Annotated in this window: 26 protein-coding genes and 1 tRNA gene; 12 read left to right on the forward strand and 15 right to left on the reverse strand. The window is 63.0% G+C overall.

Going from position 1 to position 23453, the window contains the following annotated elements; genetic code table 11:
- The first annotated feature begins 148 nt into the window (after nucleotides 1-148).
- From FDM28_RS14480 to FDM28_RS14510, 7 genes are all read left to right on the forward strand, one after another.
- On the forward strand, nucleotides 149-1000 hold the full coding sequence (locus tag FDM28_RS14480; RefSeq protein WP_138516359.1) for an FxDxF family PEP-CTERM protein: 852 nt from the start codon (nucleotides 149-151) through the stop codon (nucleotides 998-1000).
- Between the two features lie 8 nt (nucleotides 1001-1008).
- Nucleotides 1009-1314 (forward strand): hypothetical protein, encoded by a 306-nt coding sequence (locus FDM28_RS14485; RefSeq protein WP_138516361.1) that lies wholly within the window; start codon nucleotides 1009-1011, stop codon nucleotides 1312-1314.
- A gap of 8 nt (nucleotides 1315-1322) precedes the next feature.
- Entirely contained in the window at nucleotides 1323-1628 is a 306-nt protein-coding gene (locus tag FDM28_RS14490) for a hypothetical protein (protein WP_170211796.1), read from the forward strand.
- Between the two features lie 129 nt (nucleotides 1629-1757).
- Nucleotides 1758-2222, forward strand: coding sequence for an FKBP-type peptidyl-prolyl cis-trans isomerase (locus FDM28_RS14495; protein ID WP_087496686.1), 465 nt, complete (start codon nucleotides 1758-1760; stop codon nucleotides 2220-2222).
- A gap of 11 nt (nucleotides 2223-2233) precedes the next feature.
- Nucleotides 2234-3169 carry a 4-hydroxy-3-methylbut-2-enyl diphosphate reductase gene (gene ispH, locus FDM28_RS14500; RefSeq protein ID WP_138516365.1) on the forward strand — a complete coding sequence of 312 codons (936 nt, stop codon included), beginning with the start codon at nucleotides 2234-2236 and terminating at the stop codon, nucleotides 3167-3169.
- An 89-nt stretch (nucleotides 3170-3258) separates the two neighbouring features.
- Complete coding sequence (gene serS / locus FDM28_RS14505) at nucleotides 3259-4569, forward strand: serine--tRNA ligase (protein ID WP_138516367.1); 1311 nt, start codon at nucleotides 3259-3261, stop codon at nucleotides 4567-4569.
- Between the two features lie 63 nt (nucleotides 4570-4632).
- Nucleotides 4633-4722 (forward strand) — tRNA-Ser (locus tag FDM28_RS14510).
- A gap of 56 nt (nucleotides 4723-4778) precedes the next feature.
- Here FDM28_RS14510 and FDM28_RS14515 read toward each other — a convergent pair.
- Nucleotides 4779-5249 carry a hypothetical protein gene (locus FDM28_RS14515; RefSeq protein ID WP_138516369.1) on the reverse strand — a complete coding sequence of 157 codons (471 nt, stop codon included), beginning with the start codon at nucleotides 5247-5249 and terminating at the stop codon, nucleotides 4779-4781.
- Between the two features lie 150 nt (nucleotides 5250-5399).
- On the opposite strand from FDM28_RS14515, the gene FDM28_RS14520 reads away from it, so the two are divergent.
- Together FDM28_RS14520 and FDM28_RS14525 are read left to right on the forward strand one after the other, a co-directional pair.
- Nucleotides 5400-6344 carry a tripartite tricarboxylate transporter substrate binding protein gene (locus FDM28_RS14520; RefSeq protein WP_138516371.1) on the forward strand — a complete coding sequence of 315 codons (945 nt, stop codon included), beginning with the start codon at nucleotides 5400-5402 and terminating at the stop codon, nucleotides 6342-6344.
- 81 nt (nucleotides 6345-6425) lie between these two features.
- Nucleotides 6426-7040, forward strand: coding sequence for a type II and III secretion system protein (locus tag FDM28_RS14525; RefSeq protein ID WP_138516373.1), 615 nt, complete (start codon nucleotides 6426-6428; stop codon nucleotides 7038-7040).
- 31 nt (nucleotides 7041-7071) lie between these two features.
- Here the strand turns inward: FDM28_RS14525 and FDM28_RS14530 are convergent, their stop codons facing one another.
- From FDM28_RS14530 to FDM28_RS14585, 12 genes are all read right to left on the reverse strand, one after another.
- A complete protein-coding gene (locus FDM28_RS14530) occupies nucleotides 7072-7701 on the reverse strand; it encodes an FABP family protein (protein WP_138516375.1) in 630 nt (209 codons plus the stop codon).
- Between the two features lie 84 nt (nucleotides 7702-7785).
- The gene (locus tag FDM28_RS14535; protein ID WP_138516377.1) at nucleotides 7786-9120 is read right to left on the reverse strand and encodes a tryptophan--tRNA ligase; all 1335 of its coding nucleotides are present in this window, start codon (nucleotides 9118-9120) and stop codon (nucleotides 7786-7788) included.
- 52 nt (nucleotides 9121-9172) lie between these two features.
- Nucleotides 9173-9841, reverse strand: a complete 669-nt coding sequence (locus tag FDM28_RS14540; protein ID WP_138516379.1) for a site-2 protease family protein — start codon at nucleotides 9839-9841, stop codon at nucleotides 9173-9175.
- Between the two features lie 47 nt (nucleotides 9842-9888).
- Complete coding sequence (locus FDM28_RS14545; RefSeq protein WP_138516381.1) at nucleotides 9889-10512, reverse strand: L-threonylcarbamoyladenylate synthase; 624 nt, start codon at nucleotides 10510-10512, stop codon at nucleotides 9889-9891.
- A 34-nt stretch (nucleotides 10513-10546) separates the two neighbouring features.
- Nucleotides 10547-11401 (reverse strand): 3',5'-nucleoside bisphosphate phosphatase, encoded by an 855-nt coding sequence (locus tag FDM28_RS14550; RefSeq protein WP_138516383.1) that lies wholly within the window; start codon nucleotides 11399-11401, stop codon nucleotides 10547-10549.
- A 46-nt stretch (nucleotides 11402-11447) separates the two neighbouring features.
- Entirely contained in the window at nucleotides 11448-12122 is a 675-nt protein-coding gene (locus FDM28_RS14555; protein ID WP_138516385.1) for an RluA family pseudouridine synthase, read from the reverse strand.
- Entirely contained in the window at nucleotides 12109-14229 is a 2121-nt protein-coding gene (locus tag FDM28_RS14560) for a PAS domain-containing sensor histidine kinase (RefSeq protein ID WP_240792039.1), read from the reverse strand. Before FDM28_RS14560 ends, FDM28_RS14555 begins: the two co-directional genes overlap by 14 nt.
- Before the next feature lie 86 nt (nucleotides 14230-14315).
- Nucleotides 14316-15953: a bifunctional UDP-sugar hydrolase/5'-nucleotidase UshA gene (ushA, locus tag FDM28_RS14565; RefSeq protein ID WP_138516389.1), complete on the reverse strand. Its 1638-nt coding sequence runs from the start codon at nucleotides 15951-15953 to the stop codon at nucleotides 14316-14318.
- A 6-nt stretch (nucleotides 15954-15959) separates the two neighbouring features.
- A complete protein-coding gene (locus FDM28_RS14570) occupies nucleotides 15960-17291 on the reverse strand; it encodes a c-type cytochrome (RefSeq protein ID WP_138516391.1) in 1332 nt (443 codons plus the stop codon).
- Nucleotides 17288-18022: a c-type cytochrome gene (locus FDM28_RS14575; RefSeq protein WP_138516393.1), complete on the reverse strand. Its 735-nt coding sequence runs from the start codon at nucleotides 18020-18022 to the stop codon at nucleotides 17288-17290. The genes FDM28_RS14570 and FDM28_RS14575 overlap by 4 nt, the downstream gene beginning before the upstream one ends.
- Before the next feature lie 24 nt (nucleotides 18023-18046).
- Entirely contained in the window at nucleotides 18047-19744 is a 1698-nt protein-coding gene (locus FDM28_RS14580) for an AMP-binding protein (RefSeq protein WP_138516395.1), read from the reverse strand.
- A gap of 109 nt (nucleotides 19745-19853) precedes the next feature.
- Entirely contained in the window at nucleotides 19854-20186 is a 333-nt protein-coding gene (locus FDM28_RS14585; protein WP_138516396.1) for a 2Fe-2S iron-sulfur cluster-binding protein, read from the reverse strand.
- A 92-nt stretch (nucleotides 20187-20278) separates the two neighbouring features.
- On the opposite strand from FDM28_RS14585, the gene FDM28_RS14590 reads away from it, so the two are divergent.
- From FDM28_RS14590 to FDM28_RS14600, 3 genes are all read left to right on the forward strand, one after another.
- A complete protein-coding gene (locus FDM28_RS14590; protein WP_087496704.1) occupies nucleotides 20279-20806 on the forward strand; it encodes a GNAT family N-acetyltransferase in 528 nt (175 codons plus the stop codon).
- A gap of 45 nt (nucleotides 20807-20851) precedes the next feature.
- Nucleotides 20852-21820 (forward strand): bile acid:sodium symporter family protein, encoded by a 969-nt coding sequence (locus FDM28_RS14595; RefSeq protein WP_138516398.1) that lies wholly within the window; start codon nucleotides 20852-20854, stop codon nucleotides 21818-21820.
- Between the two features lie 295 nt (nucleotides 21821-22115).
- Nucleotides 22116-22331, forward strand: coding sequence for a glycine zipper 2TM domain-containing protein (locus tag FDM28_RS14600; protein WP_138516400.1), 216 nt, complete (start codon nucleotides 22116-22118; stop codon nucleotides 22329-22331).
- Between the two features lie 98 nt (nucleotides 22332-22429).
- On the opposite strand, the gene FDM28_RS14605 is transcribed toward FDM28_RS14600, so the two are convergent.
- Nucleotides 22430-23182, reverse strand: a complete 753-nt coding sequence (locus FDM28_RS14605) for a hypothetical protein (RefSeq protein ID WP_138516402.1) — start codon at nucleotides 23180-23182, stop codon at nucleotides 22430-22432.
- On the reverse strand, nucleotides 23173-23382 hold the full coding sequence (locus FDM28_RS14610; protein ID WP_138516404.1) for a hypothetical protein: 210 nt from the start codon (nucleotides 23380-23382) through the stop codon (nucleotides 23173-23175). Before FDM28_RS14610 ends, FDM28_RS14605 begins: the two co-directional genes overlap by 10 nt.
- Nucleotides 23383-23453 lie beyond the last annotated feature (71 nt).

Below are 23453 nucleotides of genomic sequence, written 5' to 3' on the forward strand. Positions count from 1 at the left end.
GCCGAAGCGAAGGAGCCCCCGGAGAGCGCATCGCGTCTCTCCCTGTCAATTGCTTCATCCATCCTGCGGGTCGCCCCATAAACACCTCCTGATTGAAGGTGTTGCGACGACCGGTTGAATCCGCCTAGTTAGTAGCGGTGCAGTTAATTTGTCCAATACCGGTACCCTGATTGGTCGCGGTCTGGTAGCGGGCAACATCACCGGTGGCGCTGCCAACACCATCACCGCCAGCGGTGGCGCATTGACATTGGGCAATTTGGACTCTAACGGCGGCTACACCTTTGGCGGCACGTTGAACGTGGGTAGCCAACAAGTAGTGCTGTTGTCCGCAGACAAGGCCCAACTGGGCATGGCCACCAACCTGGGCGCAGGCGGCAATCTGAGCACGGTCAACGGCGCTAATCTGACCAACGGCAACAGCCTCAACTTCAACGGCAACAGCACCATCCAAGGCAACTTCACCAACAACGGCAGCGTAGTTGGCAGTGCAGGCACATTGAGCTTTGTGAACGATGTCAACGGCGCAGGCAGCTACGCCGGCAACATTGATTTCAAAGCCGCCTTCAACCCCGGCAACAGTCCGGCAGCGGTGAGCTTCAACGGTGGTAACGCCACCTTTGATACCGCATCAGTACTGAACATGGAAATCTTTGGCAGCACCCCTGGTACCCATTACGACCAATTGGTCAGCATCAACACGCTCACCTTCAACGGCAAACTGAATCTGGTGTTTGGCAACGGATATGTGCCCTTGGCAGGCAGCAGTTTTGCGCTGTTTGGGTTCAATACCTTCAGTGGCTCCTTCGGCACTGCGGCAGATGGTTATTCCAAAATCACGGTGGCCGGCTACGATCGCACTAAACTGGACTTTTCACACTTGGCCATAGACGGCACATTGAGCGTGACCGCAGTACCTGAACCAGAAACCTACGCCATGCTGCTGGCTGGTTTGGCGCTGCTGGGCGCAGTGGCACGTCGCCGCCGCGCAGTGGTTCAATAGGCGTAACTATGTTGACCAAAACCCAATACTTTCTGAGCGCCACCTTGGGTGGTGCGGCCATTGCGCTGGCAGTAGCGAATGGCGTGATGTTTACCGCTAACCAAGCTGTACAGGCTGAACTGGCCCAAAAGCAAGCCTACTTGCAGCAGACAGGCCAGCTGGAGGGTATCTACACCAATATCGCCACTTCCTTGGCGCAGTGGGCAGTCAAAGACAACGACCGCGCAGTGATTGATATGCTTGGCAATCTGGGCTTGAGAGTCACAACTAATGCAGCGCCTGCCGCTGAAACTGCCCCGGCCAAGAAGCAATGAGCACGACCATGAACGCGCTAACAAACGCAACCCATAGGCCCTACAGTCCTTTTATCCCTTTATTGTTGATGGGCGTAGCGCTAGTGGGCTGGCTGAGCTTTCAGACCGTGCAACTGGTAGCTGAGCGCAACCAACTTAGCGCCCAATCCACGGCAATGGTCCCCACGCTGGAAAATGCTGCCAAGTTGCGCGCGCAAGGTGATGCCTTGGTCAAGGCCACGCAGGCACTTGCTGGCCAGGGCAACCCTAACGCTCAGCGCATGGTAGCCGAGCTGCAACGCCGCGGCATCACCATCAAAGCACAAGAAAAATAGGCCTCTAGTCCTGACTGGTACTGCGCGAGTAGCTGCGAAATTTGTAGCAAAAGTGCTGTGCCAAGCCAGCGCTATATGGGGTTATCAGACCTGCCTTTCTACAATAGAGCCCAGTTCAACGGGATTTCTATGACCAGCACGCTTCCCCGGGTTCAGCCGGGCTCCTTTCTTACCTTGCATTACCGCCTGGGCGGCCCCGCCGGGGACATCATCAACACCTTCGACGGCAAGCCCGCCACCCTGAGCTTGGGCACCGGCGAACTCTCCCCCGCTGTTGAAGCCTGTTTGATGGACATGGAAGAGGGCGCCCGCGCCACGTTTGAGTTGCCCGCAGGGGCCGCTTTTGGCGAGCGCAACCCCGATATGCAGCAATGGCTGGCCCGCAAGGTACTAACCCAGATGGGCGACCCGCTGGAGACCTACAACGTGGGCGATGTGGTGCAGTTCCCCACGCCCGATGGCCAAGGGCAGTTTGCAGGCGTGGTGCTGCAACTGCGTGGCGAAGGCGCGGAGCGCGCGGTGTTGTTCGACTTCAACCACCCGCTGGCCGGCCAGCCGGTCACGTTTGAAGTGCAGCTGATCGGGGTGCTATGACAACGCCTGCCATGCCTCAAGAAATCCTTCTGGCTGAGCCACGTGGCTTTTGTGCCGGCGTAGACCGCGCCATTGAAATCGTGGAGCGCGCCCTGGCCAAGTTCGGCCGCCCTATCTACGTGCGTCACGAGATCGTGCACAACACCTATGTGGTAAACGACCTCAAAGAGCGCGGCGCCATCTTCATTGAAGAGCTGGACGATGTACCGCCGGGCGCCACGCTGGTGTTCTCGGCCCACGGCGTGAGCCAGGCCATACAGCGTGAGGCTGAGCGCCGGGGTTTCCAGATATTTGACGCGACCTGCCCTCTGGTGACCAAAGTGCATGTGGAAGTGGCCAAGCTGCACAAGGAAGGTTATGAGTTCATCATGATCGGCCACAAGGGCCACCCCGAGGTGGAAGGCACCATGGGTCAGCTGGAGAGCGGCATTCATCTGGTGGAAGACGTGGCCGATGTGGCTCGCATCCAGCCCGGCCAGACCGACAAGCTGGCGGTGGTCACCCAAACCACCCTGAGCGTGGACGATGCGGCAGAGATTACCGATGCGGTGGTTGCCCGTTTCCCGCTGATCAAGAAGCCCAAGATGCAAGATATTTGCTACGCCACCCAGAACCGCCAGGACGCGGTCAAGGTGATGAGCCCGCAGGTGGACATCGTCATCGTGGTGGGTAGCCCTACCAGCTCCAACAGCAACCGCCTGCGCGAAGTGGCCAAAAAACTGGGCACTGATAGCTTCATGGTGGACAACGCCGATGAGCTCAAGCCGGAGTGGTTTGAAGGGCGCTCCCGCGTCGGCCTGACAGCTGGCGCCAGCGCCCCCGAGATTCTGGTGAAGGCCGTGATCGACCGCATCAAGGCGCTGGGCGCCGTGTCGGTGCGCAAGATGGACGGCATTGAAGAAACCGTGAAGTTCCCGCTGCCCAAGGGCCTGAAGCTGGACGCATGAAGCTTTGGTGAGTTGCTATGAAATACGTAGCTACTTGCGCAATAAAATAGAGGGCTAGAGCCTGATTTGATTAAGAAAATAGAAACACCATGTTAGACATTACCCTGCTGCGCAAAGACCTTGACTCGGCGGTTGCCCGCCTGCTGACCCGCAAGAACCCCCAAGCCTTTCTGAATGTGGACGCGTTCAAGGCGCTGGAAGCCGAGCGCAAAACCATCCAGATGCGCACCGAAGAACTGCAGGCCAAGCGCAACAGCGTGAGCAAGCAGATCGGCATGCTCAAAGGCAAGGGCCAACATGCAGAAGCCGACGCCGCCATGGCCGAAGTCGGCACCCTGAAAGCCGAGCTGGAAGCCTCTGCCACCCGCTTGGATGCCATTCAAGCCGAGATGGAAAAAATGCTGCTGGCTGTACCCAACCTGCCGCACGAAAGCGCGCCCGTGGGAGCAGACGAATCCGGCAACGTGGTGGCCCGCACTTGGGGCACGCCAAAGACCTTCGACTTTGAAGTCAAAGACCATGTGGATTTGGGCCAGCCGCTGGGCTTGGACTTTGAGATGGGCGTCAAGCTCACCGGCTCGCGCTTTACCGTGATGAAGGGTCAGATTGCCCGCCTGCACCGTGCACTCGCGCAGTTCATGCTGGACACCCAAACTGGAGAACATGGCTACACCGAGTGCTACACGCCCTACATCGTCAATGGCGACAGCCTGCGCGGCACCGGCCAGCTGCCCAAGTTTGAAGAAGACCTGTTCGCTGCCAAAAAGGGCGGCCAGGACGGCGGCGATGACAACACCGCGCTCTACCTGATCCCCACCAGCGAAGTGCCTTTGACCAACTTTGTGCGCGATGTGGTGTCTGCCGAGAGCGACCTGCCCATCAAGCTCACCGCACACACTCCGTGTTTCCGTTCTGAAGCTGGCAGCGGCGGTCGCGATATCCGCGGCCTGATCCGCCAGCACCAGTTCGACAAAGTGGAAATGGTGCAAATCGTGCACCCGGAGAAGAGCTACGAAGCCCTCGAAGAGATGACCCGCCACGCCGAAGCCATCCTGCAAAAGCTGGGCTTGCCCTACCGCGTGATGAGCTTGTGCACCGGCGACATGGGCTTTGGCGCCGCCAAGACCTATGACCTCGAGGTCTGGCTGCCCGCCCAAAATACCTACCGCGAAATCAGCTCGGTCTCCAACTGCGAGGCCTTCCAGGCACGCCGCCTCCAGGCCCGCTTCAAGAACGCGCAGGGCAAGAACGAACTGGTGCACACCCTGAACGGCTCCGGTCTGGCCGTGGGCCGCGCGCTGGTGGCCGTGCTCGAAAACCACCAGAACGCCGACGGCAGCATCACCGTGCCCGAAGTACTGCGCCCCTACATGGGCGGTGTGGACGTGCTCAAGGCCTGAGTTGGCAGAGCAGGCCGCCGGGCCTGCTAGAATCGCTGCTTCGTTTCGACCGATGCGAAGTCAGGAGAGGTGGCAGAGTGGTCGAATGTACTTGACTCGAAATCAAGCGTAGGGGCGACCCTACCGAGGGTTCGAATCCCTCCCTCTCCGCCAAATGATGAAGCCTGCATTCCCACCGGAATGCAGGCTTTTTTCATGCCTATTGCTGTTTACTTGGTGGTACCCAATGTGGCTTCGAGCTTTTTGTTGTCCAAGTAGCGGCTGAGCTCGGCTACGCCAGCGTTCACCCGTGGGTTGGAGAGCAGCTCGCGGGCCGCCACTTGGCCCAGGGTCTGGAAGCTGCTTTGGAAGGCAGCAGCGCCTTCGTAATTGATGGCTTCGCGGGCTTCGGCGACGCAGGCGCGCGTCAGCAGGCGTTCAAACAGGGCTGCCGCGTTTTTGTTGATTTCGAGGCGCTGGGCGTCCGTGAAGTTGGCGTTGCGGCTGACCTCCGGGTGCAAAGACATCACGGCGAACATCCATTGCGCGAGTTGCGTGCGGTCTTCCTGGGCGGTGGAGCGCACCAGGCACTTGGTGAGCTCATCTCCATACACGCCGGCATGGGCGGGGGCGGCGGCCAGGAGTGCGGTTGTGGTTGCCGCAGTGAGCAGGGTACGGAGACGAACAGGCAAGCGGGCCATGGTGGGGTTCTCGGGTGGATGAAATGCTGCGCATCGTAACCCGAGGGCGGGCGCTGTCATCCTCGCGCAATAGACCGGTGTCACACTCGGGCCCAGACTAGTTTTGGAGTGCATAGCGTGGTTCAAGGTTTTCAACGTCGGCGTGTGGTGATGGCGCTGACGACAGCGTGGATGATGGGCGGTGCCGCGGCCCAAGTCAGTTTTCCCGAGAAGCCCGTCAAAATCGTCGTGCCTTTTGCGCCCGGCGCGGGCACCGATGCCATGGGCCGCCTGATGGCGCAAAAGCTCGGCGAGGTCATGGGCGGCAGCTTTGTGGTGGAAAACCGCACCGGTGCCTCGGGGGCCATCGGCACCCAGTATGTGGCGCAGCAGCCGGCCGATGGCTACACCTTGCTGCTGGTGGCGTCCCCCTTCACGACGGTGGCCGCATCCCTGCCGACGGCGGGTTACGACCCGATCAAGAGTTTTACCCCGGTGGGCATGATTGCCAGTGGCCCCCTGGTGTGGGCCACCAACCACCAGACCGGTATTCGCACCATGCAGGAGCTGGTGGCCTATGCCAAGCAAAAGCCCGGCGTGCTGAACTACGGCTCGGCCGGTGCGGGTGGCGTCAATCACCTGGTGCTGGAGCTGCTCAAGTCCCGAACCGGTACCTTTATTACCCATATTCCGTACCGCGGCGTGGCGCCAGCAGCCATGGACATGATGTCCGGCCAGGTGCAACTGGTGACCGGCACCATCCCGGCCTTGCTGCCGCTGATCAAAGAGGGGCGTATCCAGCCGCTGGCCGTGACCAGTGCCAAGCGCTCCAGCGCCATGCCCGAGGTGCCCAGCATGGCAGAGGCCGGCTTCAAGGGGTTTGACGTGCAAAACTACTTTGCCCTGGCCGCCCCCGCAGGCACACCGGCAGCAGTGATCGACAAACTCAACACCGCCCTGAACAAGGTGGTGACTCTGCCCGAGGTGCAAGCCCGCTTCAAGCTGGATGCCGTAGACGCCACCCCCGGCACACCGGCCGCACAGACCCGCTTTATCGAGGCGGACTACCGCGCCTGGCGCGACGTGGTGCGCACCCAAAACCTGAAGATTGAATAGCCCGTGTTTGCCCGCCTGTTGGCGGCTTCACAGGAGCCCGGCGGGCTGGCTTCTCACGCGGGTGCGTGGAACAATGCGCGCATGTCCTCGCGATTCCTGATTTTCTGCTTGGCCGGCGCCCTGAGCGCCACCCTGTCTTACGCCCAACTGCCTAAGCGCGACCTCACGGTAGAGCTGCGTCAGGTGGAGGATGGGCGCGAAGACGGCGCCACCCGTTTTGGCACCAAACCCGATGTGCCTTTGATGGCGCCGCAAAAAATCCAGGTGCGCAATGGTGAAAAAGGCAGCCTGCGCATGAACCAGTCGGTGCCCATGCAGTGGGTGCAGTCCGCCAGCAGCCAGAGCAACAGTATCAGTTCCGGCGGGACTTCGGTGACTAGCAGCGGCGGCGGTGTGAGTCAGTCGGTGCAGTGGTTTGACGTGGGTCAGAGCATTACCGTCACGCCGCGCTGGCCGGGTGGCAACAAGGATGCGACGGTGGAGGTCGATGTGCAGCAGGCCGATATGGCCGTGCAGCACAACGCCGACATGCCGCGCCAGACCCGCAACCAGCTCAGCACCACGGTAACCACGCCTTTGGGCCAGTGGGTCACGATTGCCGCCACCGGCAATGCGCCGGCCCGCCAAGGCAGCTTCAGCAGCGAGGGCAGCGCCGAGGCACGGCGCCTGCTGCAAGTGCGGGTGCTGGCACCCTGAGGCGAATCAGGGCGTTGGCGTTGACGCCGGCTTAGCGCGCCAGCGGGTTGGGCGTAGGCTCGGCCACCTTGTGCAAGGTGTTGCGGTCGGTGTGGTGAAAAGGCTCGTCGCGGCCCAGAATCTGCAGCACCGTGTCTTCGTCATAGCTCCAGGTGCCATCGGCGTGGATCGTCACTTTGATGCGGAACTCCGTGGTCTTGAAGGCGTGCTGCAAAAACGGTGCCGAGCAAATGCCATAGGTGTCCAGCCCGTGGGTGGCGACCAATTCAAACTCGGTGGCATCGGCGCTGGCCTGGCCGGCTGCCATGGCCACCTGCCCGCGCGGGATGGTCAGCGTGTGGATGATGGTGCCGGTGGCCGGCTCCCACAGCCAGTAGCCCACCTGGTCGTGGTAGGTCTTGACCTGGTCCGGCTTGGTGACATGGGTGTGGTAGCGCAGGCCGTAGAGCAACTGGGGCCCGTTGGTTTGCGGGTCAATGGGCTGCAGCTCAATGCGCTCATGAAACGCCTGCTTTTTGGGGCCTTCGGCCTTGGGCTTCACATCCAGGCCGCGCATGCCTTCCCACACACCGGCCATGGCGCGCAGCGGGCCGAGGTTGGCCAGGGTGTTCACATCCACGGAAAAGGGTTCGGTGTAAATGTCTTTGGGAAAGTCACTCATGGTCTGGCTCCGTCCTGGGTATGAATAAAAATGGCCTCTAGCGCCCGCGCTGCTTGCGCGAGTAGCTACTAAATCAATAGCGTATCAAGCCTGCGCCTTGGCTGCTTTTTCCTTGGCCGCTTCTGCGGCAGCGGCTGCCAGTGCGTCGATGGCTGCGCTGGCAGTGCTTGTGCCGGCTGCATCCAGCGGCTCCAGGGCGCCAGCCAAGGTGTTCAGGGCGGCAGCACCTTCGCGCTGCAGTTGCGCAATGGCTTGGCCGGCGTCTTTGCCAGACGCAAAGGCCTTGCTTTGCAGCAGCACGGTGCCGTCCGCAGCGGCGAGCTTGAAGTAGAACTGGCCGTCTTTCTCGCGGTATTGCTTGAAGGACGCCAGCGCCACTTTTTCCACCTTCGCGGCTGTGTTTTGTGCAGCCGCGCTCAGGCGGCGCAAGCCCACGGCGCTGCGCAGCTGGGCCATGAAGGGGGTGGCAATGGCGCGGGCCTTGGTGGCGCCGGCCAGCAGCAGCGCCTCGACCTTCTCCGGGTGGGCCATGTAGTTTTCGTAGGCGGCGCGCATGGGCGCAATCTCTTGGTCAATGCGCTCCAAGAGGATGGTTTTGGCATCGCCCCAGGCAATGCCCTCGGCGTAGGCCTGGCGCAGCTTGGCGGTTTCTTCTTCCGACGCGAAGGCCTGGTAAATCTGGAACAGGGCCGAGCCCTCGGTGTCTTTGGGCTCGCCGGGCGCGCGGGAGTCGGTTTTGATGCCGGCAATCAGCTTTTTGAGCTGCTCGCGGCTGCTGAAAAGCGGAATCGTGTTGTCGTAGCTCTTGCTCATCTTGCGGCCGTCCAGGCCGGGCAAGGTGGCGACGGATTCTTCAATCTCGGCCTGAGGTGGCACAAAGTGCTCACCGTAGCGGTGGTTGAAGCTGGCGGCCATGTCGCGCGCCATCTCAATGTGCTGAATCTGGTCGCGGCCCACAGGCACCTTGTGGGCGTTGAACATCAAAATGTCCGCGCCCATGAGCACCGGGTACATGAAGAGGCCGGCGGTCACATCCGCGTCCGGGTCCACGCCGGCAGCGGTGTTCTTGTCCACCGATGCCTTGTAGGCGTGGGCGCGGTTGAGCACGCCCTTGCCGGTCACGCAGGTCAAAAACCAGGTGAGCTCGGGAATTTCGGGCACATCGCTCTGGCGGTAAAAGGTCACATGCGACGGGTCCAGACCCGCAGCCAGCCAACTGGCCGCAATTTCCAGGGTGGAGCGCTGGATGCGCTCGGGTTCGTCGATTTTGATGAGCGCGTGGTAGTCGGCCAGAAAGTAAAAACTCTCCACGCCCGGTGTTTTGCTGGCGCGTACGGCGGGGCGGATGGAGCCCACATAGTTGCCCAGGTGGGGCGTGCCGGAGGTGGTGATGCCGGTGAGAAAGCGAACAGTGCTCATGGGTGCAAATCAGTCAGTCAAATCAGGGGTCAGATCACAGGGCGTGCGCAGCTTAGCGCGCCAGCAGGGAAAACGGGGTCAGCAGCAGGTCCAGCAGGCCGAAGGTCAGCCCCATCACGGGTTGCATCCACAGCGTGCTCAGTATGCCGGCAATCACCAGCGCCATCACGATGAAGAAGCCCCAGGGCTCAATGCGCGAGAAGGCCAGCGCTTGTTTGAGCGGCAGCAGCCCCACCAGAATGCGGCCGCCGTCCAGCGGGGGCATGGGGAAGAGGTTGAAGGCAAACATCACCACATTCACCAGCACGCCGCCCTCACACATTTTGAGGAAGAAGGGTTCGGTGACCCCCGCGCCTGCGAGCAGGTACATGGCAATGCCCCAGGCAAGCGCCATCAGCAGGTTGGCGCCCGGGCCGGCCAGGGCCACCCAGATCATGTCGCGCTTGGGGTTGCGCAGGTTGCCAAAGCGCACTGGCACCGGCTTGGCATAGCCGAACAAAAAAGCCCCCGAGGTCGCAAAGTACAAGAGCAGCGGCATGAGCAGCGTGCCCACCGGGTCGATGTGTTTGGCGGGGTTGAGGGTGATGCGGCCCAGCGACCACGCGGTCTTGTCGCCAAAGTACAGCGCCGCATAGCCGTGCGCGGCCTCGTGCACCGTGATGGCGAACAGCACCGGCAGGGCATAAATGGCAACGGTTTGAATCAGGTGTGCAAAGTCCACAGGGGGGGTCTTCTCGGTTGGAATAAAAACAGGATACCTGTTGCGCCTCAGAGCCCGAGGCGGGCAGGGTCTCCGCCGCCCTGGCGGATCAGCTCGGGCTCATCACCGGTGAGGTCCACCACCGTGGTGGGCTCCAGAGCGCAGGCGCCAGCGTCGATCACGGCGGCAATCTGGTGCTCGTAGCGATCGCGGATGTCATGGGCGTCATTGAGCGGCTCGGTTTCGCCTTTTGCTATCAAAGTAGTAGCTAGCAGCGCAGATCCGTAGAGCGCTAGCAGCTCCTGGAGCACATGGTGCTCGGGCACCCGCAGGCCGATGGTTTTGCGCGAAGGGTGGCTCACGCGGCGCGGCACTTCTTTGCTGGCTTCCAGAATGAAGGTGTAGGCGCCCGGTGTGGCGGCCTTGAGCAGGCGGTATTGCTTGTTGTCCACCCGCGCGTAGTTGGCGAGCTCGCTCAGGTCGCGGCACAGCAGGGTGAGGTGGTGCTTGTCGTCCACCCCGCGGATGGTGCGCAGTTTGTCGGCTGCAGCCTTGTCGTCGAGGTGGCAGACCAGGGCGTAGCTGGAGTCGGTGGGCACGGCCAGAATACCGCCTTTCTCCAGCAGGGCAATCGCCTGCTTGAGCAGCCGGGGCTGGGGGTTGTCGGGGTGAACGTCGAAATACTGCGCCATGGCGGTGGGGCGCAGGAGCGCCGGTGATGCGGGTTTATTGGATACGGGAGCTCAGCAACTCCCACACGGGGGTGAGGCCAACGGGCAAAGGGGGCAGAGTGCCCAGCTCGGTGTGGCTCTCGTCGGGGCTGTGAAAGTCGCTGCCGCGCGAGGCGGCCAGGCCAAACTCTTTGGCGGTGCTGGCGTAAATTTGGTATTCGGGCACCGAGTGGCTGCCGGTCACCACTTCTACCCCCTGGCCGCCGTGGCCCTTGAATTCGGTGAACAGCGCAAATTCTTCATTCGGGCTGAACTTGTAGCGCGCCGGGTGGGCAATCACCGCCATGCCGCCGGCTTGGGTGATCCACTGCACCGCGTCTTTGAGCAGGGCCCAGCGGTGCGGCACATAGCCGGGTTTGCCTTCGGTGAGGTATTTGCGGAAGACTTCGTTGGTGTCTTTGCACACCCCGGTCTCTACCAGAAAGCGGGCAAAGTGGGTGCGTGAGATGAGTTCGGGGTTGCCCACGTACTTCAGGGCGCCGTCGTACGCGTCTTGGATGCCGGCTTTGGCCAGCCCATCGGACATTTCCATGGCCCGCTCTCTGCGCCCGCCCCGGGTGCGTTGCAGGCCTTGGCGCAGCTCGTTGTTGCTCGCATCAAAGCCCAGCCCGACGATGTGCACGGTCTGGTGCAAAAACGTCACGGAAATCTCGACCCCGGTGAGGTAGCGCATGCCTTGGGCATGGGCGGCGTCGCGTGCGCGCTGCAGGCCGCCGATTTCGTCATGGTCCGTCAGGGCCCAGAGTTGCACGCCGTTGGCCTTGGCGCGCTCCGCCAGGGCTTCGGGGGTGAGCGTGCCATCGGACACCACGGAGTGGCAATGGAGGTCAGCGTTGAGTAGTTGGGTCACCGCTTCATTTTAGGCGCTGCCCCCCGGCTGTGCCGGTGGCCGGGGCTTAAAACGGCACCGGTGCGCTGAATTCCACCACCTGCCCACTCACCGGGTGGGGAATGGACAGGGTGCGGGCGTGCAGTTGCAGCCGGTCCGACAGCGCCAGCGCCTCGGGTGTGGCATACAGGGTGTCGCCCAGCATGGGGTGGCCCAGTGCCTGCATATGCACCCGCAGCTGGTGGGTGCGGCCGGTGACCGGCTCCAGCTCCACGCGGGAGCAGCCCCGCGCGGTATCCACCCCGATGCAGCGCCAGCGGGTGAGGGCTTGCTGGCCTTCTGCGTAATTGACGGTGCGCTTGGGGCGGTTGGGCCAGTCCACGAGCAGGGGCAGGTCAATCTCCTGCCAGCTGTCGCTAATCGGCAGCAGGCCGATGACCACGGCCTCGTAGCGCTTGTCCACCAGCCGCTTCTCAAAAGACAGGTTGATGGCCCGCTGCGCCACAATGCCACGCGCCATGACCACCAGCCCGGAGGTGTCTCGGTCCAGCCGGTGCACGATCAGGGCTTCGGGGTAGGCGTCTTGCGCGCGCTTGCTCAGGCAGTCCTGCTTGGCTTCGCCCCGGCCGGGCACAGTCAGCAGGCCGGCGGGTTTGTTGAGTACCAGCATGGCATCGTCCACGTACACCACAGGCAGCTCGGTCTGGGCAGGCGGGTTGTAGTGGTCGTCAGGGCTGTGCATCGTGGTTGCGGATCAGGCGCTGCACGGTTTCGCACAGCTCGTTCACATCATTGGGTTTGTAAATCAGGGCGCTGGCGCCTTCTTGCAGGGCGCGCTGCTCGATTTCAGGCGTGACGTAGCCGGAGGCCAGCGCCACCGGCAGGTCCGGGCGTATGGTCTTGGCGTCGCGCAGCAGGTCCACACCGCTGTAGCCGGGCATGTTGTAGTCGGTCACCAGCAGGTCGTACACGCCGGGCTGTTCTTGCAGGGCCTCTTTGGCCTCAAGCGGGTCGGTAAACACCGTGACCTTGAAGCCCTTGCGGGTGAGCACCCGGTTCACCAGAAACACCAAGGCCTGGTCATCGTCCACATACATCACATGTTTGCCGTGGCCTTCGACCACCGGCACCGGCTCGGCCTCCACGGCCGCTACCGGCTCGGCGCTGGTGGCCGGGAAATACAGGGTGAACACGCTGCCCTGGCCCGGTGCGCTTTGCACATCAATGCCGCCCTGGTGGGTTTGCATGATGCCGTGCACCACGGCCAGGCCCAGGCCCGTGCCTTGGCCGACCTGGCGGGTCGTGAAAAACGGCTCAAAGATGCGCTCAATCGTCTCCTGGCTCATGCCGCTGCCGGTGTCGCGCACCCGCAAGGTCACATAGCGGCCCGGCGGCACGCCAATGCGGTCGTTAAACGGCAGTGCCAGCACGGTGGTGCTGAGCTCGATGGTGACCGAGCCCTTCTGGTGCCCCAGCGCCAGAATGGCGTTGGTGCACAGGTTGAGCAGGGCCTGCTCCACCTGGGTGGCGTCTGCCAGCACCGAGGGGCAATCGTCCGGCACCACCAGGCGCAAATCCACACCGGGCGGCAGGGCCACACGCACCAGGCGCTGGGTTTCCTGCACGACCTCGGCCAGTTGAATGGGCAGGCGCTTGGGCGGCTCGTTGCGGCTGAAGGTCAAAATCTGGCGCACCAGATCGCGGGCGCGGCGCCCGGCCTTGTCGATCTCCTGCAAGCTGACCAAGGCGGCGGAGTCGGTGGGCGTGTCTTGTTTGGCCAAGTCCACATTGCCCAGAATCGCGCTCAGGATGTTGTTGAAATCATGGGCAATGCCGCCGGCCATGGTGCCCATAGCCTGCATTTTTTGTGACTCGCGCAGCTGGGTTTCCAGCGCAATGCGTTGGGCCTCTGCCAGTTTTTTGGCGGTGAGGTCGCGCGCAAAAATGGTGGTGATGGAGCCTTGCCCGCCCGGTTGGCCCCGCAAAATGGCAGCGGCCGGGTCCTCGGGGCGGAAGGGCGTGCGGGTGCGCAAACGGCGCTCCAGCGACACGCTGATTTCCACATAAATTTGTTTGCCGCTCAGCGTGGTGGCAGTGAATTCGCCCAGCATGGCCTGCGCAGGCACGGCACCGGCGCTCAGCGCTTTTTCTACATCCGGCAAAAACTGGCCCAGCCGCGCCCCAAAGGCCTCCTCGGCCGGGCAGCCGAACAGGGTGGTCGCCGCCGGGTTGAACACGGTGATGCACTGCTTCTCATCGATGCACAAAATGGCATCCAGCGAGGAGTTGATGATGGCAGCCATTCGGTTTTCGCTCAGCAGCAGGTCTTCATTGCGCTGGCGCAGTACGGCGGCGCTCTCTAGCAAGGCATGGCGCTGAGCCAGCAAGGGGCCCTGGTCGATCACGGCGCAGATGAAGTGGGCTAAATCGTCGCTGGGGTTTTCAATGCGTGCAATGTGCAGGTCGCCGGTGAACGAGCCTTTGGAGCCCGCGAGGAATTGCACCTCACTCACCTCGCTGGTGCCCTCTTGCCGCGCGCTGGAGAAGGCGACTGCCACTTCGTCGGTGTGGTCCGGCCCCACAAAGGGCAACAAAAAGTTCAGGGGCGCATCGGTTTCCAGTGGCTGAAAGAGGCGCAGCGCCATGGCGTTGCTGGCCAACACCAGGCCCACTTCATCCACCACCATCAAGGCCAGCGGCACGTTGGAGAACAGGGTGGCAAAGCGCTCGGAGGCGCCTTCGGCCTCTTGTTGTGAGTAGCGCAGCGCCTTGTTCTGGATTTCCAGCTCGGCCTGGTATTTGCGCAGGTCTTCGATCATTTGCGACGGCGCATAGCCATCGATGATCATGTGCTGGCCCGCCCGCGCTTCACCCAGCGCAGCTTGTACGGAACGCAGGTTGAACTGGGGGCGGCGGTAGCGTGAGAGCTTGGGCATCAACGGCGGACCACCTGCTGGCCCGGCGCGTAGTCGGCAGCTTTGAGCGGGCTGTGCGCAGCGATGTAGGCGCGCAGCACATCGGCGTCCACAAAGCCGGTGTCCACATAGCTCGGGTGTTGGGTGATTTTGGGGTAGCCATCGCCACCCGACGCCACAAAGTTGTTCACGGCCAAGCGGTAGCGCGCACCGGGCTCCACCGGCTTGCCGCGCACGGTAGTTTGCGTGACTACGCCTTGCTCGATCACCAAGCCAATGCCTGCAAACTGCGCAAAGCCCCCGGAGCCGGTGGACAGCTTGGCGACCACGGCCAGGTAGTCCATCAGCTCTTTGCCGGTGAGCTCCACCACCGCAATGGTGTTGCCGAAGGGGTGCACGGTGAGCACATCTTTGTAGGTGATCTTGCCGGCCGGCAGGGAGTCGCGCACGCCGCCCCCGTTGACGATGGCCAGGTCCGCCTGGGTTTTCTCCATCATGGAGCGGCCGATCATCACTCCCAGCGCGGCGGGTTGGCTGCGCACCACGGTGCGGTCGCCTTCCAGGCGCCCATCGCTGCTGCCCACTTCCACCATCAGCTTTTGCTGGCCGAACTCCTGGAAGGGTTTGAGCAGTTGCAGCATCTCAGGAGACTCTGCAATTTCTTGCGTGTAGGGCACGAGGCTGGTTTTGCCTTCGGCGGTCTTCACCGGCTTTTTGAGGTTGATGGGGATGAGTGCGTACTTCACCAGCTTGAATTCACCGTTCTTGTAGGTGAAGTCTGCCCGGCCCACGTACTTGCCCCACTCGTGGGCCTGCACGATCCAGGTGCCGTTTTGCCGGTCGGGCTGGCAAGCGCTGCCCGGCACGTAGGAGCGGTCCAGCACGTTTTCTGCCTTCATGCAGGCCGGATTCTGGGTGTGACCGCCCACCACGAGGTCAATGCCTTTCACCGCCCGCGCCAGCTCCACATCGCCGGGGGCTTGCGTGCCGTGCTGGCCGTTTTCATAGTGGCCCATGTGGGTGGCTGCAATCACCACATCCGCTTTGCTACGCAGCTCCGGCAGCACCTTGGCGGCCTCGGTCTGTGCGTTGCGGAATTCGGTGTTGCGGATGTTGTCCGGGTGCACCATGCGCTGGGTGTCTTCGGTGGTCAGACCCATGACAGCCACCCGTACACCGCCCAGATTGAACAGCTTGTAGGGCTCGAACATGCGCTTGCCATCGCGGTAGATGTTGGCCGACAGCATGGGGAATGTGGCCAGCGCGCGCTGCATTTGCAGCACCACGGGGGGCTTGTCGAACTCGTGGTTGCCCACGGCCATGGCATCGTAGCCCAGCAGGTTCATACCGCGGAAATCCGGCACGGCGTCTTGCAGGTCGGACTCCGGCACGCCGGTGTTCACATCGCCGCCATCGAGCAGCAGGCTGTAGCCACCAGCTGCGGCTACTTCTTGGCGGATCTGGTCCACCACTGTTTTGCGGGCGGCCATGCCGTATTCGCCATCCCGGTTCTTCCAAAAGCGACCATGGTGGTCGTTGGTGTGGAGGATGGTGATGCGGGTTTCCACGTCCGGCTGCGGGCCGTGGGAGGTGATGCCAGCGCAGCCGGCCAAGGCCAGCGCAGAACACAAAAGAAGGGGGCGGTAGACGTGTTGCATAGAGGCCTAGCGGGTGGGGGCGTTGCGAATCTTGTTTATATCAAACTCAGTCACTGGCGCGGCCTGGTTACCCCAGCTGCTGCGGATGTGGTTAAGCACACTGACGAGGTCGGCGTCGCTCAGGGTGAGTTGGTAGGGCGGCATGCCAAAGGGCTGTGGTTTGGCCGGGGTGGAAGGGCCATAGCCCCCATGGAGCACGGCCAGTACCAGGTTGTTGGTGTTGGCCATGCGCACGGCGCGGTTGCCTGCGAGTGCGGGGTAGGCGTCGTCTTGGCCTTCGCCTTGTTTGCCGTGGCATTGGGCGCATTGATTGTCGTAAATGCGGGCGCCTGCCGGGTAGGCGGGGCTGCTGGTGCGGGTTTCGCCGGCGGATGACGCCGTGGCACCGTTGTTCAGGGTTTGCAAATAGAGCGCGACGGAGCGGGCATCGTCCGGGCTGAGGTACTGCGTGCTGTTGCGCACCACTTCGGCCATGGGGCCAGACACAAAGGCCGTGCCGTGTTGGCCCCGGGTGAGCAGGGTGGCAATGTCTTCGGTGGCCCACGCACTGAGTCCGGCTTCCCCGGCGTCGTTGAGCGCGGGGGCGTACCACTGGCCATCCGGCAGCACTGCGCCGCTCCAGGCTGCGCTGCTGCGCAGGCCGCCCAAGGCATTGCGCGGGGTGTGGCACTCGGCGCAATGGCCCAGGCCTTGCACCAGGTAGGCACCACGCCGCGCTGAGGGCGGGCTGGATACGGATTCTGGTTGGTGGGTGTCGATGGAGGTGTCTGCCGGGCTGAAGTGCAAGAGGCGCCAAGCGTTCAACGCCGTTTGGCTACCCAAAGGCCAGCGCAGCTGGTGGGCTGGACGCGATGCGGTGACCGGCGGTAGGGTTTGCAGGTAGGCAAACAGGGCGTCCGCATCAGCCCGGTCTATGCGGGTGAAGCTGGTGTAGGGGAAGGCCGGACTGAGCACTGTGCCGTCCGGGCGCTCGCCGTGGTGCAGTGCGCGCCAGAAGTCCTCAGAGGTCCAACCGCCCAGACCCGTGGCTGGGTCGGGTGTGAGGTTACTGCTGTACACCGTGCCGAAGGGCGTGGTGAGCGGCGCCCCACCGCCGTAGGCCGGCCCGCCCCGGCTGGTGTGGCATTGCATGCAGTTGCCCAGGCGTGCGAGGTAGGCGCCGCGCTGGATCGTGGCGGGAGTGCTGTCTCCCTGCACGGGCACTGTTTGTCCCCGGGCGGCTTGGCGCATGGCAGGGGCCGCGTATTCGGCCCAGAGCACAAAGCTGACTGCTCCCGCTGCGACTAGCAGGCCACCCAGCGCAACCAGCCGGCGTAACGAAAAATGGGCGCGGCTCATGGCGCGCTCCCACATTCCGGCAAGGCGGGGGACCCCGCCGGGCGCGCAGGCAGGGTGGTGGCCGGGGTCGCGTTGGCAGGCACCGGTTGTGAGGACAGCCATTGCGATACCGCATTCACATCCTCATCATTGAGCCGCTTGGCAATGGTTGCCATGCAGTCGGGTGCATGGGCTTTGCGCAGGCCGGTTTGCCAGCCGCCCAGTTGGGCGTTGAGGTAATCCCGCGGCAAACCCAGCAGCCCGGGGATGGCGGGGCTCACGCCGGTGAGTGCACTGCCATGGCACTGCACGCAGGCCGGAATCTGGCGGGCCTTGTCGCCCTCCAGCACCAGGGCTTTGCCTTTGGCGAGCACATCCTTCGTCGCGGTGGCGGCTGCGGGGGGCGGGTAGGGAATATGCAGGCTGGCAAAGTGCTCCGCTATGGCGCGCAGGTATTCGTCGCTTAAGGGCGCAATCAGGCCTTGCATCAGGCTGTATTGCCGCCGGCCCTGCTGGAAGTTTTGCAGCTGGTGGTAAAGGTAGCCGGCGGGTTTGCCTGCCAGGCGAGGGTAGTAGCCATCCGGCCCGGCGCGGCCCTGCTCGCCGTGGCAGGCGGTGCAGGCACGGGTGCGCTCGGCCATGCTGTTGTCAAAGGCCGAGGCACTGGTGGGCACCGCGATGGCCCCCAGGGCGCACCAAGAAAAAAGCGCAGTGAATGCACCGCGCTTCAAAAGGGTCAGGCTTGCTCGCATGAGAGCTAGCTTACCGCAGCCCGTCTAGGCGGGCCCGTCCGCCCAACAGACGGCTTGACGCTCCGCCGACCAACTGGTGAAGTGGGCGCCGTAGGCCGCATCGATACTGCTGCGTTTGACTTTGAGGGTGGGCGTGACCAGTCCGTTTTCAGCCGTCCAGGGGATGGTGGAGGCCGCCAGAAAGTCCAGCTTTTCGTGGGGCTCCAGCTGCTGGTTGACCGATGCCAGGTGCTTGGATAGCTGGGCCTCCAGCGCAGCGCGGCCTTCTGCCGAGTGGCTTTGTTGCAGGGCTTCCGGTGACAGCATGACGATGGCAAACGGCTGCGGGAAGTTGGCCCCGGTGACGGCGCAGGCCTCAATCGCATCGTGGGCCACCAGCCGGTCTTCAATGGGGGCGGGCGCTATGTATTTGCCCTTGCTGGTTTTGAACAGGTCTTTGACCCGGCCGGTGATGGAGAGGTAGCCCCTTGCGTCGATCTGGCCCTTGTCGCCGGTGCGCAGCCAGCCATCTTCAGTGAGAGCTTCTGCGGTGAGTTCTGGGTTGCGGTAGTAGCCTTTCATCAAGGCCGGGCAGCGCATCTGGATTTCGCCGGTGTCTGGCGCAATCCGGCTCTCAATGCCGTCATACGGCAGTCCCACGCTACCTGTCTGGCGGGAGCCGGGCAGGGTTGAGTGGGATACGCCGCTGTTCTCGGTCATGCCGTACACCTCGATCAGGTCCAGGCCCAGGGCACGGTACCACTGCAGCACATCCGCAGGCATGGGGGCGGCGCCACCCGCCGCAAGCCGGCACTGGTCCAGGCCCAGGCCTTTCAAAATTTTGCGGCGCACCACATTGCCCAGTAAGGGGATGCGCAGCAGCACGCGCAATTTGTGCTCGGGCAGCTTGGACTGCACCCCGTGCTGGAACTTGACCCACAAGCGCGGCACCGAGAAAAAGATGGTGGGCCGCGCCCGCTGCAAGTCCTGCACAAAAGTGTCCAGCGATTCGGCAAAAAAGATACGCCCGCCGTACCGCAGCGAGGCTTGCTCAATCAGCATGCGCTCGGCCACGTGGGCCAGGGGCAGGTAGGAGATGTAGCGGTCCCCGCTGTGCATGGGTACTCGCCGCGTGGCGCACGACACGCCCCAGGCCATCGAGTCAAAGGTGTGCACCACGCCCTTGGGCTTGCCGGTGGTGCCGGAGGTGTAAATGATGGTGCTGGTCTGCCCGCCCGGCGGCTGTGGGCTGGCGGCCATGGGGGTGGCTGCGCGCACCAGCTCTTGCCATTGGTGCGCGTGCATGCCGGGTGCCAACGGCAGCGCGATCAGCGGCAGCCCAGGGGGAATGCCGACATCGAGGTTGCGGGTGTCGTCCATCTTGCCGATGAACAGGGCCTTGCTCTCACTGTGCAGCAGGATGTAACTCAGCGCCTCGCCGTTGAAGGTGGGGTAAATGGGCACCGACACATAGCCTGCCATCACGATGGCCAGGTCCGCCAGAATCCAGTGTGCGCTGTTTTGGCCGATGATGGCCACCCGGCTGCCTGCGGGCCAGCCTTGGGCCTTGAGCCAGCTCGCCATGCACCGCACCTGCGAAGCGGCTTGCGCCCAGGTGATGTCGAGCACCTGTCCGCCCCCCATGGGCTGGGAGAGGTAAATGGCGTCGGGGCGTTCTCGTTCCCAGCGGTACAGGCAGGCCAGGGGCAGGTCGGCCGGCTGCACAGTGATCGTGGTGCTCATGGTGGTCCCTGATAGTGCTTCAGGGCATTGTTGGGTGCAGGGCCTTCAAGCGGCAATGGTGATGACCCTAGGTGCCGCAGGGGTGGGACCCCCGTGTTTGTACGGAGGCTCAGCCGGGCAATGCCAGCGCCAGCGGCTGCTCCAGCACCAGGTCGGACTGCGCCCTGGCCACACACGGCAGGCACCAGCCCTCGGCTTTTTCTTCCGCGCTCAGACCCGGCCAAGCCATCGGGTAGGCCACGGTGCCGGAGAGCGCCCGGCATATGCAGGCCCGGCAGGTGCCGTTGCGGCAAGAGCTGGGCAGCTCAATGCCCGCCTGCAAGGCCGCCTGCAGCAGGCTCTGCGTGGTGCTGGCGGTGAATTCGCGGTGCAAGGGGAGCAGTTTGACGACGTGGCGCACATGCTCAGCATCGGTCGTTGCAGGGGGGAATGGGGCGTTCATCGAAGACCTGAAAAAAGGGCCAATTGGGTAGTTTCCCGAATGCTGCGACAATCACGCTCTTTTTTTCAATTTTGCTTGAGTTTGCGTTAGACATGTCCAGTACGACTACTTTCAAGGTTCGCCCCGCCACACTACGTGATGCCAAAGCCATCGCTGAGCTCCACAACTCTTCTGTTCGCGAAGCCTTCAAAAGCATGCTGGCCGATACACCGGTTCCCGTAACCCCCTTGGACAAGCGCCAGGCTTACTGGCGCGAAGCGATTGAGTACGCCGAACCCCAGGTTCAGGTGGCCATGGATGACGACAAGATCGTCGGATTCGTGGGTTTTGACCGCTCCCGCGACAAGGGCACCCCCCCCACTATGGGCGAAATCTGGGCCATTTATGTGGCTTCCAGCCACTGGGACAAAGGCGTGGGACTGGCTCTGTGGGATGCTGCCCGCGAAGGCTTGCTCGAAGAGGGTTGTGCCAACGTCAGTATCTGGCTGCCGATTGCCAACGAGCGCGCCATGCGCTTCCACGAGCTCGCTGGCTTCAAGCGCGAGATGAATACCGCCAAGACCGTGCAGATCGGTGCGGTCAAGATCGAGGAAATGCGCCTCAAGCGCCCCTTGAACTAACTGCCTCTCTTTGCGGGGGCGCACCGGCAGCTATGCTCTGTCTCCATGCAACGCCCCCGCTTTCTCCCTGACGATTTCACCCTGATCCTGCTGGCCGTGGTCACCCTGGCCAGCGTGTGGCCTGCCCGAGGCGGCACGGCCCAGGCGTTTGAATGGATCACCAGCGCCGCCATTGCCCTGCTGTTTTTCATGCACGGCGCCAAGCTCTCTCGCGCCAATGTGGTGGCCGGCCTGAGCCACTGGCGGCTGCACCTGCTGGTGCTGGGCTTTACCTTCGGGTTGTTTCCACTGCTGGGGCTGCTGCTCAAGCCGGTGTTCGCCTGGACGCTGAGCCCCGAGCTGGCGGTGGGCATGCTGTTTTTGTGCACCTTGCCGGCCACGGTGCAGTCCGCCATTGCGTTCACGGCCATGGCGCGGGGCAATGTGGCAGCGGCCGTGTGCAGCGCGTCAGCTTCCAGCCTGATAGGCGTGTTCGTAACGCCGCTGCTGGTGAGCTGGCTGGTGGTGCCCGGCGGCTTGTCGGGGGGGAGCGCGCTGGATGCGGTGATCCACATCATGGAGCAGCTGATGCTGCCGTTTGCGCTGGGCCAGCTGTTGCAACCGCTGGTGGGTGGCTTTGTAAAGCGCCATGCGGCCACGCTCAAAATGGTGGACCAAAGCTCCATCCTGCTGGTGGTTTACACCGCCTTCAGTGCGGCGGTGATCGAAGGGCTGTGGAGCCGGGTGCCGGTGTTCACACTGCTGGTGTTGGTGCTGGCCTGCTGCGCGCTGCTGGCGCTGGTGCTTGCTATTACCACTTGGGGCAGCCGCAAGCTCGGTTTTGCGCTGGAAGACCAAATCACCATCGTTTTTTGCGGCTCTAAAAAGAGCTTGGCCAGTGGCGTGCCCATGGCCAAAGTGCTGTTTGCCGCGCCGCAGGTGGGCATGATGTTGCTGCCCTTGATGCTGTTTCACCAAATCCAGCTCATGGTGTGCGCGGTGCTGGCGCAGCGCTATGGCAAGCGCCCCGATTGATTTGCTATTGATTTAGGAGCTGCTCGCACAGGTTCTGCGGGCGCTAGAGGCTGAATGGACTCTGTATCGGTGCTCTGGGCTACCCCAAGCCTTTCGAGCGGTCGGCCACCATCCGCTTCCGATAGTTGTATCAACACATGTCTCAGGCGCGATACAGACACTGACCGATACAAATTCGGCCCGCACGGGCGGAATTGCGGGGTGATGATGCCGCCTTACGCGCTCACGGCTCGCACGCGGAGCGCTTTGGAATGCAGGTCTACCTGCACATCATTTTTCTGCACAAAAGGCTGTTATGAAATCAATCGCCAAATCCCTACTCACCAGCTCAGTCATCGTGGTGGCCCTGTTGACCAGCGGTTGCGCCAATCTGTCGGCGCGCGACCGGAACACCGTCACCGGCGCCGGAGTGGGCGCGGTGGCCGGCTCCATCCTCACTGGCGGCGGCAGCCTAGGTACTGTGGGCGGTGCCGCTATCGGGGGGTACATCGGCAACCAGGTGCGTAAGTAGCATCGACCGGTTGAGACGGGTGATAGGCCGATGGGCAGCCACGGGAGTTTGCCTTGTGCGGTCGAATGCCTGAGCACCGCCCACAACCCCGCCAAGGCTCAACCTGCTTTCGCTCCCGCCCCATGCGCCAGCAGCACCTTCGCGGCTTCAATCCGGTGCTGCATCTCGATCTGCGGGTCATTCATCACTCGCAGCAAAAACGCTCGGGGGCCGGTACTCTCCATCTCTTGCGCCGTTGTAGCCGTTGCGGCACGCACCGAAGGTGCAGTGTCTTCAGGCCGCAGCGCAGGGCCTAGCAGCGCCAAGGCTTGTTGGAATTGGGGCCGCGTGATGGAGCGCAGCCGGCCCAGTATGTCGGCTTGCTGCTCGGGGTTGGGGGGCAGGTCTAGCCACGGCTCGTCGGCAAATACGGCGGGCAGGTCGGCGCTGATGAAGGCGGACCAGTTGCCGCTTGCTTGGAGTGCGGGCACTTGCGGTGCATGCACCCACACCTGGGCGGCGTCGCTGGCGGGCTGCGGGTAGAGGTGTACTCGCTTGGCAGGCACGCCGGGCAGGTAGCGGCGGTGCAGGCCTTGCAAAAACGCTGCGGCCTCGAGTACCGGCACCGGCTCGCTCACCGAAAACCACAGCTGCAACCCCTCGGTGCCCGATACCGCAATGGCTGCGGCGGGCAGTTCCAAGTCTGCTTGTGCGCCTTGCCATGCGGCAGACAAGGCTGCCCAGTCGGCTGGGCGGGCGATTTCGAGAACAAGGGCGCGCACATGGCCATCGGCGCCGACCAGGCTGGTGGGGGCTTCGTGGGCCGGGTGTGGCACCCGGTAGAGGCGGGAGAGTTCCTGCGTCAGCCGCACTTGGGGTCGCAGACGGTCTGGGATTTGCCGATCAGTTTGCGGGTTTTGAGTTCGTTGCGCGGGCGGTGCTTGCCGCACAAGAAGCAGGACATGGTGGAGGGGCCGGTGCTGGACGCTGTCATGAAGGGGGAGCCCCCGACTTTGGACTTGTAGCGCAGGCCGTCTTCAAGAATTTTGGTTTTGGAGGGTGGCTTAGTCATACCCCCGATTTTACTTGCTCGTGGATAACCCGCATGGGCGGGTCTGTGGGGCCACAGAACTGTCAAACACG

Source organism: Rhodoferax bucti, from assembly GCF_005876985.1.
GTDB lineage: Bacteria > Pseudomonadota > Gammaproteobacteria > Burkholderiales > Burkholderiaceae_C > Allorhodoferax > Allorhodoferax bucti.